Genomic DNA, 15,174 nt, shown 5'->3' with positions numbered 1-15,174 from the left:
GCCCTCCAAAGTTTTATTTATCTAAACTTCCCTCCATTATAATTCCAGATTGAACAACTGGAGTATTTACCGTAGAATAAGGTGGGGAATAGGATAGGTCAATAGTGGCTAAATCTCCTTTTTTAGCACCAAAGGTTATAGCCGCTGCATAAGTATCTATTGCCTTATCTACTCCTTCTCCTCCAATTATTTGTATACCTAATATTCTTTCACTTAACTTTTCCACAACTATTTTTATATACATAATAGAGGCGCCCTTCATAAAAGGTGGTTTATTGTATGTCTTTATATTATATATCTCTACTTCTTTCTTTAATCCCCTTGCCTCTTTTTCGCTCATACCTAGAAAAGCTACGGTTTTATCAAAAATTTTAAATATACCCGTAGAGAGAATTCCCTCAAAAGAAACATCTTCTCCTGTAGCATTTTTCCCTGCTACCCTTCCCATTTTGTTGGCTGTAGTTCCAAGAGGTCTATAAACATAATCTTCATGTATTAATGAATAAATTTCGGCGCAATCTCCAGCTGAATATATATCTTCTACATTAGTTTTCATTTTTTCATTTACTCTAATAGCCTTAGTTTTTCCTAGCTTTACCCCTGCTTCTACAGCTAAATCTGTATTTGGTTTAATACCAATAGAAAGTATAACCATATCCGTTTCTAGGTTTCTTTTATTAGTTATTACCTCTGTAACCCTTTTTTCTCCTCTAAGTTCTTTCACTTCTTCTTCGGTATATACTATTACACCCTTTTCTTTTATATATTCTTCTATCCTATCTGCCATTTCCTTATCAAGAGGTGGCATTATTTGATCTTTAAGCTCTACTGCTGTAGTTTCAATGCCTATTTCCATCAAGTTCTCACATAGCTCCATGCCTATAAATCCCGTTCCAATAATTAAAGCTTTCTTAGGATTATTTTCTTCTATATATTTTTTTATACTATCAGCGCTCTCTACATTTCTTAATACAAATACATTTTCTTTATTAATCCATTCTTTATTAGGAACAAAAGGCGATGCCCCTGTGGCTATGATTAATGTGGTATAAAAATCCTCAAATTCTTCTCCACTAACTAAGTTTTTTACTCTTACCTTTTTGTTTTTAGAATCTATTGAAAGAACCTCATGTAAAACTTTCACATCCACATTAAATTTATCTTTAAAGTATTTACCCTCTCTAGGTACAACCGACTCTCTTTTATTAACTACTTTTCCTATATAATAAGGCAAACTACATCCTGAATAGGATACATCCTTATCCTTATCATATATAATAATTTCTACCTCTGGATCATTTCTTCTAGCTTGAGTTGCTGCAGTTGTTCCACCTGCTACTCCTCCAATTATAACTATTCTCTTCTTCATATACATAACCCACCCTTCCTTAAAAATTTTCGTAGGACAATAATATATATCTTCCTTTTCCCCCTTCATTTATCCTTTTTAGTACCGCTTTTTTCTTTCCAATGAGCTTTGGAACTTCTCCCTCACCTTTTTCCCAAGCTTCCTTATCCTCATTTATATCTCCCATAAAGTTTCCTTCAGCATGATAAATTTCTAATTCCGCTAATAATTTATCTTTTTCTATTTCATATAAATTTATTATTTTTGAAAAATTATAGGACCCTCCACTAGCAAGGGGTGCAATGTATTTATCTTCAATAAATTCATGCTTTTCAGTACTACTATATGTATCAATATTAATTCCAAAATAATGATTTACCGTTTTTTCAATATATTCTTTATCTATATAAGCACAGCATCTTTCTTTATATATAGAAAATTTTTCAAAGTTATTATCGAAATTATACTGAACTGCAAAATCTATTGCATTCTCTACACTTAATGAATTTTCACTAAACTCCTCTAGTTTATATTTAGAAAAAATAGTAAAGTGATTGTTTAATTCTTCTTTTTCCTGTTTACTTACTGTCACTGTTTTTTGAGTTACACCTATCTCTTTTTTATTACTTGTATTATATTTATAAGTTATTCCTATGCATATTGTTAACGCTACTATAAAAATTCCCACTTTTTTCTTCATCTTTTATCACCTTTATCACTAGATTTTAATATTATTATATACACATAATGAATATTTATCAAAACTATTGAAAATATTATTTACATATGATACAATCAAATTAATAAATAATAATTATTAATTAATAATTATTATATTCTTAGGAGGTACAAAAATGATTATAAAATTTAACGGAAGTCCTTTAAACCTTGAAGGTAATATATTGAAAGTTGGAGATACAGCCCCTGATTTTGTGGCTATAGATAAAGATTTAAAAGAAGTGTCTTTCAAAGATACAAAGGGAATTAGAATACTTTTAACAGTTCCTTCACTAGATACCCCCGTTTGTGATTTAGAAACTAGAACCTTTAATGAAAAAGCAACAGCTCATGCAAATGTGTCTATATATACACTTTCAATGGATTTACCTTTTGCTCAGGCTAGATGGTGTGCTGCTCATGGAATTAAAAATGTAGTTACCCTATCTGATTTCAAGGATAGATTAGTTGGAAAGAATTATGGAACATACATTAAAGAATTAGGATTGCTTACTAGAGCTGCCTTTGTTATAGATAGTAACAATAAAATTGTATATGTCGAGTACCTAGATGAAATAACAGAACAACCTAATTATAATGCTATATTAAAAGCTGCTAGTGAAGCAAAATAAAAGTTAATACTCACATGTAAATAATTTATTCCCCCAAAATAGGTTATTTACAGTTAATAGATTTAAAACTAAGTCTATAGTAAAAACAGCACCCCCTGCTTAAATTCACTATAGACTTAGTTTTTTAATTATCTGTTTAAATGTTCGTATAATAACAAAAGAAACTCCTCTTAAGGAATTTCTTTTAGAAACTTTATTTTTTCTTAAGAAACCTCTTCTATGTTCTTAAGCAATCTATTGATATTATCCATCTTAGCTTTAGCTTCTTTGTGTTGTTCATCTTTTTCTAGTATGTATCCTAACACTTCTCTGGCTTTACTATAAAATCTTAAGCTTTCTAGTCCAAGGGCTTTATTATATAAAGCAGTTAAGTCCTCGCCCTTTTCATTTATCAGCTTATTACAGTACTGAACTGTTTTAAGGGGATTAATATGTAATAGCTCTTCTCCCTTTTTAACATAACACTCTAATGTATCTAATTTATCTTTAGTGATAAAGTTAAGCTGTTCCTCTGTAATATGTTCATCGAATCTTTCATAACTATAGTTATTTATGTAGTTTATGCAATTTTCTACAATTTCCCTTGCATTTTCTCCTCTAGGACACCATATATTTGACTGTCCTAATCCCTTTTCTGCTCCTATTATTCTTGCTGGATATATTAAATAGTTTCTATATATTGGAGGTATTAATAAACAGTCCTCTACACTAGCTTTTATATTATAAACTCCTAAGCTATTCTCTTTATAGCTTTTATAAACTCTAGCTTTTTTATACCATCCTACTATTCTATGACCTGCTTTTTCATTTGGTCTCTTTGCAATCCAAATTACTAGCACATCATCTACTATTTCTTTACCTTTACTATCTGGATATATGTCTTCTAGTAGTAATTCAACTTTCTTCTTACTTCCAGCTTTAGCAGATACATATCCATAATAATAACCATCTAAATTTAAAAAGTTATACTGCTCTGCATTTTTAATTTTTTTATTGGAACTCTTTGTCATAGAACTAATTTCATCATTTTCATTAATTCCTCTATATTCCTTCATCCATTTTATATTACAGAACAATATTTTCATTTTAAATCACTCCATTCTTTTTTCTAACCTCTTTCTATTATTATTGTACCTATTATTGAATATTATACCATATATTATAATAAAATCTAAATTCTACTGTATTCCCTCTATAGATACATTAAAAGAATTTCTCCAAAGTAAAATAACCCCTATACATAATATCGCCATGTATGCATAAACATTGAATCCAATGTGAGTGATCCCGTAATGCGCCCCTGCAATTATACCTAGAAAAATAATTAGCAAAAAATTTGTTAGCCCTTCCCCATCCTGAGTAATCTGAAATGATTTAGAGAATGGTAATGCTTTATTCATAGCCTTAAAACATACAATTACAAACAATATTATATTTAAAAACACTATAATTAAGTGTGGTAATATCTTTATTCCAAATACCCACAAGAATACTATTGCATCAAATAAGTATATTGGAATTATAAGCTTTACTAAGCAGGCTTTTATGGTTCCCTTAAAAATTGGAGGAATCTCTTTTATAGGAGCAACTTTATAAATCCATGCTCCCTTATACTTTTCTGAGTATTTAATCATCATAATCACCGTAGAAGAAGTTAATGCACAAAAATATATGTTGAAATAATATTTTGTTGAACTTAAGTATGTGATCCATTCTCCAAAGGAACTTCCTCTTGAAATAGTATTAAATAAAAATATAAAGGGGAAAATTATGGAGAACCCTAAAGAAGGATATATCTTTAATTTAAATTCCCTTTCATTTTTCATTATATTACATGTAAACTTATAAAATATCTTTTCCATTTTATTAAGGCAAATAAGCTCTCCTATAACTTCACTTATAGATTTTTTATTTCTCTTAACAAAATTAGAATTATTATTGAGCTTTTGCAAATTTCGTTCAAAAGTAGGCATAAGTTTAACGTATATTACTATAGAAATAATGGGAATAATCATGGCCATTAAAGCTAATGTCATAAGATAACTACTATAGTTATTATTAAAAATCATCTCAAGAGGCGCTGCAAACCAAATGGGTGGAATTAAATACTGCCACCATTTAGGTGTAAATATCACATTGATATCTACAAAGCTAAATAGCCTTCCCATAAACTGATATCCTACAGTTAATGATATAGTCAAAGCTATTTGAACATAGTTAATTACATCCTTTAGTTTTTCTCCATCGAAAAATTTTAATATAAAAGTGTAAATTATTGCTGTAATTACAATCATAAAGATATCTATAAGAATTATTTCCAAAAATAATACTAAAAAAAATACAACTCCATGTCTTAATGCTGCTAAAAGAGCCAAACCCGTTAGCGCAGTAGTAATATAAAACATATAAATCAATATATGAAGAATTTTAGCTGAATTTATAGTCCTACTATCTACAGGCTTTGTAAATATGACATTTTTATCTCTCAAATCTAAAAGCACAGAAGAAAAATCTGAAATAAGAGTAGTTAGTAGCATAAACATAGTTATACCAAAAAATGTAGTCATTTGATACATTATATTTCCTCTAATTGCCACTAGTATAATTAAAAATATTCCTAGTAAGAAATAATGTAATAATGATTTAAAAAATTTATTTTCATCATCTTCTTCATCTTTTTTATGATTATTTATAATAGTGGGTACTCTCCTACCATCCATTATAAGTTTTATCTGAAGAATTCTTCTCATAACTCTATAATCTACTCCAAATTTATCAAATAGAAACTCAAACTTATCTATAAATTTTAATACTTTAAATTCTTTCATGGTTTTCACCTTCTTCAATTATAGATACGAATTCTTCTGCAATATTTTCGTGATTGTTAAAACCTGTAAGTTGATTAAATATTTGCTCCAAAGACCCTTCACTACATGTATTTTTAAGATCTTCAAAGCTTCCGTCAGCTACTATTTCTCCATTATTCAATAGCACTATTCTACTACTTATCTTTTCAACTACCTCCATTATGTGAGATGAATAAAATATAGTTTTGCCTCTTTTAGCAAGCTTTGATAAAATTTCTTTTACTATCATTACTGTATTTGCATCTAGACCACTTAAAGGTTCATCTAAAAATAATATATCTGGATTGTGTATTAAACTAGAGATTATTACAATCTTTTGCTTCATGCCTTTAGAATAGGATGAAATTCTAGAATTATAGGCACTTTCTATGCCAAAAATTTTCATAAGTCTTTTAGCTTTATCCTCCACTTTATCAGAGCTTAATCCATACAATTCTCCTACAAATGTTAAATATTCCTCCGCAGTAAGACTATCATAAATTTCCGCTGTTTCTGGAACATACCCTATCTTTCTTTTATATTCAATAATTCCTTTATTTATGGATTCACCAAAAATTTTTATTTCACCATTATATCCTTCAATAAGGCCTAACATAATTTTTACTGTAGTACTTTTTCCTGCTCCATTTGGCCCTATATATCCTATTATCTCTCCCTTTTTCACCTCCAAATTTATTCCTTTTAATACTTCTTTCTCTCCAAAAGTCATATATAAATCCCTAATTTCAATAATGTTCTCATTTCCCCATTCCATAAGCCCACTCCATTTCTAAATTTTTCCTATAAATATAATATACCACAAAAAAAGACAATACTAAAATCTATATAATGCTAGATTTTAGTATTGTCTTTTTTATGAGGGTATTAATTTCATGTAATTATTTCAGGTTGGACATATCTATTCCTTTTTTCTTTGCAATGTATTTTGGTACTAAAGAAACTAAGAATAAAGCTACTCCTGCACCAGCAAATTTAACTAATAGCGCTGGTGAGAATCCATTAGTAACAATTTCTCCAGCCATGTAAGCATATATAAATGCTCCTGGAGCCATACAAATTAATGATACTATGAAATATGTGCTTAATTTTATTTTAGTTAAGCCATATGCATAGTTTTGGAAGGAGAATGGAAATACTGGAACTAAACGAGTTAATATTAAGAAGCTTGTTCCGTTTTTCTCCACACCATCATCTATCTTTCTAAACATTTCATTTTTTCCTATTTTCTCTTCAATCATGCTTCTTGCCACATATTTTGAAACTAAAAATGCCGCTGTAGCACCTAAAGTTGCACCTATTAGAGAAACTACTCCTCCTATTATAGGTCCAAAAGCAATACCTGCTATTATTGTAAGCATTGACCCTGGTATCATAAACACACAAACAACTATAAATATTAATATAAATATTCCGTATCCTAAAATTCCTTTGCTCTTAAAAAAAGCTTGCATTGCTTCAACATCTTGTATTTTTGATACTAGACCAGTTTTCCATGCTATAAAAAATCCTATAGCTATAACTAAAACCGCAATTATAAGTTTTAAAGAACTATTACTTTTTCCTTCTTTAGCCATTGTTGCCTCCTTAAAAAAAATAGGAGGGGATGGAGTCCCCACCCTAGATTTCTAAATTAAATTATTTTATTTCTCCCTCTTCTACTGGAAGGTCTTTATTGTAACTCCATTCAATCCATGAACCATCATAGTTTTTAACGTTTTTGTATCCTAATAATTCAGTTAATACAAAAGTAGTGTGTGCAGATCTAACTGCTGATTGACAGTAAGGAATTATAGTTTTGTCTGGAGTGATTCCTTTTTCTTCAAATAATTTCTTTAACTCTTCTGCAGTTTTAAATGTGCTATCTTCTCCAACTGCTTTTTTGTATTCAAGCCATACTGCTCCTGGTATTCTACCTTTTCTGAAAGCACCTTTCTTAAGATCTTTTCCAGTTGCTTCTTCTATTGAACGAGTATCTAATATTACAACGTCTTTGTTGTCTTTAGCAGCTTTAACATCTTCTAATGAAGCGAACTTACTCTTATCAGTTTCTCCTGGGAATTTGAATTCAGTAGCTTTTATTTCTGGTTTTGCTATAGTAGTTTCAAGACCAGCTGCTTTCCAACCTGCAAATCCACCATCAACTAGAGCAACGTTTTTGTAGCCATACATATCAAGAATCCACCAAACTCTTGCTGCATCCATTTCAGCTGCTCCATCTATTATAAGTATCTTAGTTTCATTATCTATTCCTAGGCTTCCTAGTAATTTTTCCATTCCTTCTTTTTCTATAGCCATTCCGCCATATGGAAAGTTTTTGCTTTCAAAATCTGGTCTCCAGATATTGATTGCACCTTTAGCATGTCCTAATGTATAGTCTGCACCAGATCTAACATCTAAAAGAGCTATCTTTCCACCTTTGTCTAGCATTCCCTTAGCATCTGTTGCGCTAATTAATGCATCCTTATTTGCATATGCTGTATACTTTGTTTCTTGTTTCTTTAAGTCTTCTGCTGTTTTCTTTGGAGCATTACTTCCGCATCCAACAAGTCCAACAGTTAAAGCAAGACCAACTAAAATTGATACTATTTTCTTCATTTTTTTGTTCCTCCCCTAATCTTTTATATAAAGAAAAGATTTAATTTTCTTTTCCTTAAAACTTTATTTTTTTCTCTTCTTCATTTCTTGTTTACTCTTATATCTATTTGCCCAGCTCTTTATTGGCCCACCTGGGAGTCCTGGGAATTCTCTCTTAGAATTATACTGTCCTCCAAATACTAAGTCCAGAATATGAACAGCCTTCTTTCCGCCCTTAACCATGGATTCTCTACATGCTGCACAGTAAGTAACCATGTAATCTGATTTAACTTCGTCTGTTCTCTTCTTCATGATTCTTAATGCTAATTCTGGGTTAGCTGGAACAACCATTCCTCCGAATCCACAACATCTAGTATTTTCTCTTGTGTGAGGTGGTTCCTCTACTTTATATCCCATTTCATTCATAGCCCATCTAATTCCATCATGTATTGAGCTCTTATTTCTTGTTGGACAGGAATCATGTATAGCAATTGTTATGTCACTGCCTTTACCTACTCCTATAGCTTCTTTTGGAAGACCTATTTCAGGTAGTACTTCCCAAAGGGATCTTACCTTCAAGTTAGGGCTACATTCGCTTATTGTTAAATAACAGGATTGACATGCAACTATTACTTCTGTTGCTCCTAATTTATCTATTTCTGCTTGAAGTTCTCCATATCTTTCTTTAAACTTATCAACTTGTCCTAATGCTTTTGTTGGCTTTCCACAGCATTTTAATATAGCGGATGTTCCCGGGTATTTTTGTTGTAAGTATTCTAATATATTACCTACAGCTTCAGGGTTATAGGATGGTAAGGAACATCCAGGAATAAACACTCTTTTAACCTTTGCTTCTCTGCTATCTTCAACTGTTGTATTAAATACCTTTGAGAAACCTAGCATTTGATGCATTTCAATAGCGCTATGTCCCTTCATTGGTGATTTACCGTTATTTGCTACGATCATTTTCTTTCTTATTTCCATGAATCTATCGCTCATCTTAAAGTCTTTTGGACAAGCAAGTGTACATTGGCTACACATATTACAGGAATATGGTATTTTAGGATCAATTTCTCCAGTCTCTAATATTCCTTTGAATAAATCCTTTGGACATTCACAGAAATCATTTAACATTACGCATTCCTTCATACAAAGCTTACATTCACATTTTAAACATCTTGCAGCTTCTTTTAATGCATCTTCTTTGTTAAATCCAAGGTCTACTTCTACGAAACTTTTTATTCTTTCTTTTGGATCTAACTGCTTAGTTTTTACCCTTGGAAGATTTTGTTCATCTTCTTTTATAGTTGTTTCTAAATGAGTTTCATAGCTTCCTTCATTTTCTCTATCTATGGTCATATCTTTTCCATTTAAATATCTATCAACGGAAGTAGCAGCTTTTCTTCCTTCTGCCATAGCTTCAATGGCTATAACTGATCTTCCACTAGCATCCCCTGCAACAAATACTTTTGCATCTTTAGTTTGAAGAGTTACAGGATCTACTACAAATCTTCCACCTCTAGTTGTTTCTAGCTTATCTCCTGCAAAAGCGTTGTCTACAGCTTGACCTACTGCAAATACTACATTGTCCACATTTAAAACTTTCTTATTGTCTAAATCAAATTGAGGATTGAATTTTCCTTCTTTATCAAATATAGCTACACATTTTTTAACTTGGAAGCCACTTACTTTTCCATCGGCTCCTAGTATTTCATCTGGTCCAAAGGCATCGTGAACTACAACTCCTTCTTCCTCAGCTTCTTCAACTTCCCAAGTGTGAGCTGGCATGTGGGCTTTATCTTCTAAGCATACAAGGTGAACTTCTTCCACACCTATTCTTCTAGCAGTTCTAGCTACGTCTATAGCAACGTTACCTCCACCAATAACTGCAATTCTTTTACCTATTCCATCAACCCTATGAGTTAGGCTTGCATCTCTTAAGAAGTCTACTGCATTAGTAACTCCTACAAGATTACTTCCTTCTACTGGGATTAATCCACCTTTATGAGCACCTACCGCTATTACTACGGCGTCATAATTTTTCTTTATATCATCAAAAGCTATATCCTTACCAATCTCTACTCCCATTTTCATTTCTACGCCAAGCTTGTTTAATAGGCTGTATTCAAAATCTATAACTTCTCTTGGTAATCTATATTCAGGGATACCAACTCTCATCATACCCCCAACCACAGGCAGTTTTTCAAAAACGGTAACTTTGTACCCTTTTTTTCTTAAGTCAAGAGCTGCCTGTGCGCCTGCTGGACCTGCACCTATAACAGCTACTTTTTTACCATTTTCACTTTCTATGTTTAAATCCCAATTTTTTTCATTATCGAAATTATCTGCTGCATATCTTTTCAGTGCAGCTATAGCCATAGGATTTCTCATTTCTCCTCTTTTGCACTTTTCTTCACAAGGATGAGCGCAAATTCTTCCTAAAGTTCCTGGTAAAAAAAGCTTTTCTCTTATAACTTTAATGGCTTCGTTGCCTTTTCCGTCTCCTATTAAATTAACATATGTTTTTACATCAGTATGCATAGGACAAGTTGCTTCACAATAAGGCGCAGCGTCTCCCATACAGTTGTCTACTATCTCTTTCATTTTATCTAAAACTTCTTTTGGATAAACAACTTTATTCATATTGACCTCCTATGTATTTTGTTTGTTATATATCAAACAAAAAATTAATTTTTTTAATCACATTCCTTAATAATTATATTACATAGAAGGTGAAAAATATAATAAAGCTTATTTATGTATATAAGTATGTCTTATAATTAACAAAGATTATACCCATATATTCCACTTATGGCATAAGTTTATATGATTTTTTTATATACATGTGATATAATAAATTTAAAATAAATTAACAATTATAGATTAAAAATTAACAATAAATTGGAGAATTTCATTGAAGCTTCTAGATTTATTGTTAATTTTTAATTGTTAAATTATGTTTACAATTCGTTACTCAACTATCAAACTAATATAATGAATATTTATAGGTGATATTATGAACATACAATACTTAAAATCTTTTTTTGTTACAGTAAAATTAAATAGTATATCTAAGGCATCAAAAGTACTTCACCTCACTCAACCTGGTCTCAGTATGCAAATCCAAAGCTTAGAAAAGGATTTAGGAGTGAGTCTGTTAAACAGGAGCAATAAAGGTGTTGAATTGACTGAAGCAGGCAAAATAGTATTTGACTATGCAAATACTATAATTTCACTTCAAGACAATGTAGAAAGAGATTTAAAAAACCTTAAAACCAATAAAAAGAATTTAATAATAGGAGCTTGCAAGGCAGTTGGGGAATATGCTCTTCCTTGTAGCATATACGTTTTTAAACAGGATAATAAAGACGTAAACATACAACTTGAAATAAGCAATACAGATGAAGTAATAAATAACATTATAAATAGAAATGTAAATATAGGTATACTACAAAGCAGTAGTACAAACCCTAATATTAAAACTCAAAAAATTACTTCGGACAGGCTGCTTTTAGTAACCTCTCTTCCCTTGATGAAAGACAAAATAACTGTACAAGAGTTAAAAAAACTTCCTTTAATCTTTAGAGAAAAAGGCTCTGGAGTTAGAAAGGATATAGAAGATAGTCTTGCTGGCAAGGATATTAGCATTGAAGACTTAAACATAATATATGAACTTAATTCCATGGAGGCAATAAAAGCATCCGTTATATCTGGAAAAGGAATCTCCTTTATACCTGAACTTACCATTAAAAAGGAACTTAGGGAAGGCACTTTAAAAAACATAGAAATAGAAAACTTAGACATAGCTTCAGATTACTATGCTGCTTTCAAAAGCGATTATAACTTAAACCCTTATGAAATGCAGTTTATTAAATTTATTAAATCATCTAAGAGAGGATTTTGTTAACGGAAAGGTTTTTAAATTGACAGTAATAAATAAAAAACTAGATTTAGATTAAATAATATCTAAATCTAGTTTTCTATTTGTTATGTACCTCACTCCGAAGATGTGAGGCTATTTAAAATCATTCCTATAACTACAAGCATTATTCCAATTAGCCCTAGTACTGTAGGAAAATCGCTATTTAATATAAATATTTCTCCTAAAAGAGCAAATATAACTTCACCAGCTTGAGTTGTTTCTACTACTGCTAGCTTGTGAGAATCACTTCTAACCATGTCTGTAGCTTTAAAAAATAATATAGTTGCAACAATTCCAGAAAAAATAGATACCATTAAAGCTTGTACAATCTGTTCCTTACCTGGTAGTCCAACTTTTAATATCCCAAAGGTAGATAATACTATCCAAAAAGGAATACTACATAGTGTCATTCCAAACACCCTTTGAAATGTATTAAACTTTCCATCACAAACTTCCATCATCTTACGGTTGCCTAAAGGATAGGCAAAAGCAGCTATAATGACAGGTATTACTCCCATAAGAGTTTTTAAAAAAGACACATCTACAGCTTGTTGTAACTGTATTAAAAATATTCCTGCCAAAATTATTAAAGACATTTTCAATGATTTCTTAGGAATTTTATTTCTATTTTTTATAATGCCATTTTCAGTTTCTGCGGATTCATAAAATAATGGGGAAAGTAATGCCCCTGCCACAATTGTAATTTGCCATGTACTTGCCACCATCCATGATGCTCCATACGCAGAAGCAAAACATAAGGGAGCATAGAACAATCCAAATCCAACAGTACTCCACAAAATCCATTCCATGGGTTTTTCTCTTATATCCTTTAAAACATATGATAGTTCATTTTTTGCCCCTACAATTGCAAATAAAATTGGCAACATAAAAATATACCTTAATGATGCACTCCAAATCCAACTTCCACCTGAAAGGTTCATTTGCCTATTAAGTACAAAGGTGAATGCGAAAAAGAAGGATGCTGCTATTCCTAGTAAAATTGATTTCTTCATTTATTTTCACCACCATAATTATTATACCAAACTTTTTATAACATTGGCATTCATATAAAAGGTGGAGGGGAGACAGTTTTACCGCCTCCCCATTTATTACTTGACAGATGCAACTACCAACCAGTGTTTCGGTGTATAATCAAACCTGTAATTTTTTATTTTTTATTTATCATGATATAATTATATCAAGGAATAATATATATTAAAAATATCTAAAAAGTATTATACTTATAAGTAAATATATATAAATAACTTGTGTGGAGTGATTATTATGGATAACAGGCAACTTACCTATTTTCTTGCCATAGTTGAGGAAGGAAACATAACTAAAGCTGCTGAAAGATTACATATAGCTCAACCCTACCTAAGTCAACAATTAAAACTTCTTGAGGATGAGTTAAATGTTAAATTAGTAGAACGAACTACCAGAAAATTTCAAATAACTGATGCAGGTCTAATGCTAAAACGTAGAGCAAAACAAATTATAGAATTAACCGATACCACCGTTAAAGAATTAAGGGATTTTAATGAGGGAATTCAAGGAACCTTATCAATAGGTACTATTCCAACTGCTGGTGCTACTCTTTTACACGATAGAATTGACAATTTTCATAAAAACCATCCTAATATAAGCTTTAAAATACGTGAATGTGGTACATATGAAATACTAGAATTATTAAAAAATAGAGTGATAGAAATAGGAATTATAAGAACTCCTTTAAATCCTGAAATTTTTGAATCCATATATTTACCTAAGGAACCCATGGTAGCTGCAACTAATAGTGATTTTCTCTGGGAAGAGTCTAATGAACATATCACTTTATTAGAACTAGCAAATAAACCTTTATTAGTAGATAGAAGATACGAAAATTTAATAATAGAAGCCTGCGAAAAAATAGGCTTTGAACCTAAAATAATTTGCGTAGGAGATGACGTTCGTTCAATGCTATCTTGGGCAAATAGCGGAATGGGTATAGCCGTTTTACCAGCTACTTGGGTGGATCTTATTTCAACTGCAAATTTAAAACACAAAGAAATCAATGAACCATCTTTAATGACAGAAACAGCTATAATATGGCTTAAAAATAAATATTTATCTGTTCCCGCTAGAAACTTTTTAAAAACCTTTAAATAATAAAAGGACTTACTTATAACAGTAAGTCCAAATAACTATATTCCAATAAAGCTTTCAAAGTCTGGAACAAATTCCTCTGAAGAAGTTCCACTCTCTTGTATAAAAGCATTTTTCACTCCTAATTCCAAAGCGTAATCTATAACTGCATCGTAATGCCTTGAATCTAAAAACTTATTTATTTCTTCATATTCTGGAGCTTTAAACATAGGCGTATATTGATTCATGATGCTTATATACACATCATCTCCAAAGCTTTCATAAATGAATTTTATAATCTTTTTAGAATCAAAAAATAGTCCTGGAATCATAAGATGCCTTATTATAACTCCCTTTTTTATTATACCATTTTCATCAAATTCTGCTTCTCCCACCTGTCTATACATCTCTTTTATAACTAAAGAAGCTTTTTTAAAATAATCCTCTGCCTTTGAATATCTGGTAGAATATTTAGGATTACAATATTTTAAATCCGGTAAATATACATCTATATATCCCTCTAAAGCTTTTAATGTGTCCATGTTATCATATCCATTAGAATTATAAACTATAGGAATATGTAATCCTTCCAATTTCGATAGTTTCAAGGCTTCAATTATTTGGGGTACATAATGAGTAGGAGTTACTAAATTTATATTATTAGCTCCCTTTCCTTGAAGCTCTAGAAATATTTTACTAAGTCTTTCAATGGAAACTTCTACTCCTAGCCCCTCTTGACTTATACAGTGATTTTGACAAAACACACACTTTAAGTTGCAGTTTGAAAAGAATACTGTGCCAGATCCTTTCTCTCCTGAAACACAAGGCTCTTCCCAATAATGAAGCTCCGCTCTTGATATCATAATCTTGTCTGTTGCTTTACAAAAACCTAATTCTCCATTTATTCTATTTACTCCACATTCTCTAGGACATAATCTACATTCTTTTAACATATTCATCTTTTGTAACCTCTTTGCCTTTAAATTACTA

At 30.9% G+C, this 15,174-nt stretch carries 13 protein-coding genes; 3 read left to right on the top strand and 10 right to left on the bottom strand.

Features of this window, described 5'->3' with window-relative positions; translation table 11 throughout:
- Window positions 1-13: 13 nt before the first annotated feature.
- Both ABDZ69_RS03905 and ABDZ69_RS03900 read right to left on the bottom strand, forming a co-directional pair.
- The gene (locus ABDZ69_RS03905) at window positions 14-1,369 is read right to left on the bottom strand and encodes an FAD-dependent oxidoreductase (RefSeq protein WP_343766817.1); all 1,356 of its coding nucleotides are present in this window, start codon (window positions 1,367-1,369) and stop codon (window positions 14-16) included.
- 19 nt (window positions 1,370-1,388) lie between these two features.
- On the bottom strand, window positions 1,389-2,048 hold the full coding sequence (locus ABDZ69_RS03900; RefSeq protein WP_343766816.1) for a hypothetical protein: 660 nt from the start codon (window positions 2,046-2,048) through the stop codon (window positions 1,389-1,391).
- 154 nt (window positions 2,049-2,202) lie between these two features.
- On the opposite strand from ABDZ69_RS03900, the gene tpx reads away from it, so the two are divergent.
- Window positions 2,203-2,697 carry a thiol peroxidase gene (gene tpx / locus ABDZ69_RS03895; protein WP_343766814.1) on the top strand — a complete coding sequence of 165 codons (495 nt, stop codon included), beginning with the start codon at window positions 2,203-2,205 and terminating at the stop codon, window positions 2,695-2,697.
- A 203-nt stretch (window positions 2,698-2,900) separates the two neighbouring features.
- Here tpx and ABDZ69_RS03890 read toward each other — a convergent pair whose 3' ends face one another.
- The 6 genes from ABDZ69_RS03890 to ABDZ69_RS03865 form a co-directional block, all read right to left on the bottom strand.
- On the bottom strand, window positions 2,901-3,782 hold the full coding sequence (locus ABDZ69_RS03890) for a hypothetical protein (RefSeq protein WP_343766812.1): 882 nt from the start codon (window positions 3,780-3,782) through the stop codon (window positions 2,901-2,903).
- Between the two features lie 93 nt (window positions 3,783-3,875).
- Complete coding sequence (locus tag ABDZ69_RS03885) at window positions 3,876-5,525, bottom strand: hypothetical protein (RefSeq protein ID WP_343766810.1); 1,650 nt, start codon at window positions 5,523-5,525, stop codon at window positions 3,876-3,878.
- Window positions 5,512-6,318, bottom strand: coding sequence for an ABC transporter ATP-binding protein (locus ABDZ69_RS03880; protein ID WP_343766809.1), 807 nt, complete (start codon window positions 6,316-6,318; stop codon window positions 5,512-5,514). Before ABDZ69_RS03880 ends, ABDZ69_RS03885 begins: the two co-directional genes overlap by 14 nt.
- A gap of 124 nt (window positions 6,319-6,442) precedes the next feature.
- Entirely contained in the window at window positions 6,443-7,138 is a 696-nt protein-coding gene (locus ABDZ69_RS03875) for a TVP38/TMEM64 family protein (protein WP_343766807.1), read from the bottom strand.
- A 61-nt stretch (window positions 7,139-7,199) separates the two neighbouring features.
- On the bottom strand, window positions 7,200-8,159 hold the full coding sequence (locus ABDZ69_RS03870; RefSeq protein ID WP_343766805.1) for a sulfurtransferase: 960 nt from the start codon (window positions 8,157-8,159) through the stop codon (window positions 7,200-7,202).
- A gap of 63 nt (window positions 8,160-8,222) precedes the next feature.
- The gene (locus tag ABDZ69_RS03865) at window positions 8,223-10,781 is read right to left on the bottom strand and encodes an FAD-dependent oxidoreductase (RefSeq protein ID WP_343766803.1); all 2,559 of its coding nucleotides are present in this window, start codon (window positions 10,779-10,781) and stop codon (window positions 8,223-8,225) included.
- Between the two features lie 373 nt (window positions 10,782-11,154).
- On the opposite strand from ABDZ69_RS03865, the gene ABDZ69_RS03860 reads away from it, so the two are divergent.
- On the top strand, window positions 11,155-12,045 hold the full coding sequence (locus tag ABDZ69_RS03860; protein WP_343766801.1) for a LysR substrate-binding domain-containing protein: 891 nt from the start codon (window positions 11,155-11,157) through the stop codon (window positions 12,043-12,045).
- An 89-nt stretch (window positions 12,046-12,134) separates the two neighbouring features.
- Here ABDZ69_RS03860 and ABDZ69_RS03855 read toward each other — a convergent pair whose 3' ends face one another.
- On the bottom strand, window positions 12,135-13,073 hold the full coding sequence (locus ABDZ69_RS03855; protein WP_343766799.1) for a DMT family transporter: 939 nt from the start codon (window positions 13,071-13,073) through the stop codon (window positions 12,135-12,137).
- A gap of 271 nt (window positions 13,074-13,344) precedes the next feature.
- Here ABDZ69_RS03855 and ABDZ69_RS03850 point away from each other — a divergent pair, with 271 nt between their 5' ends.
- Entirely contained in the window at window positions 13,345-14,208 is an 864-nt protein-coding gene (locus ABDZ69_RS03850; protein WP_343766798.1) for a LysR family transcriptional regulator, read from the top strand.
- A gap of 35 nt (window positions 14,209-14,243) precedes the next feature.
- On the opposite strand, the gene ABDZ69_RS03845 is transcribed toward ABDZ69_RS03850, so the two are convergent.
- Window positions 14,244-15,143 carry a radical SAM protein gene (locus tag ABDZ69_RS03845; RefSeq protein WP_343766795.1) on the bottom strand — a complete coding sequence of 300 codons (900 nt, stop codon included), beginning with the start codon at window positions 15,141-15,143 and terminating at the stop codon, window positions 14,244-14,246.
- Between the last annotated feature and the right edge of the window lie 31 nt (window positions 15,144-15,174).

It is taken from the genome of Clostridium malenominatum, assembly GCF_039521365.1.
GTDB lineage: Bacteria > Bacillota > Clostridia > Clostridiales > Clostridiaceae > Clostridium_AW > Clostridium_AW malenominatum.
This window is presented reverse-complemented; position numbering and strand designations above follow the sequence as displayed.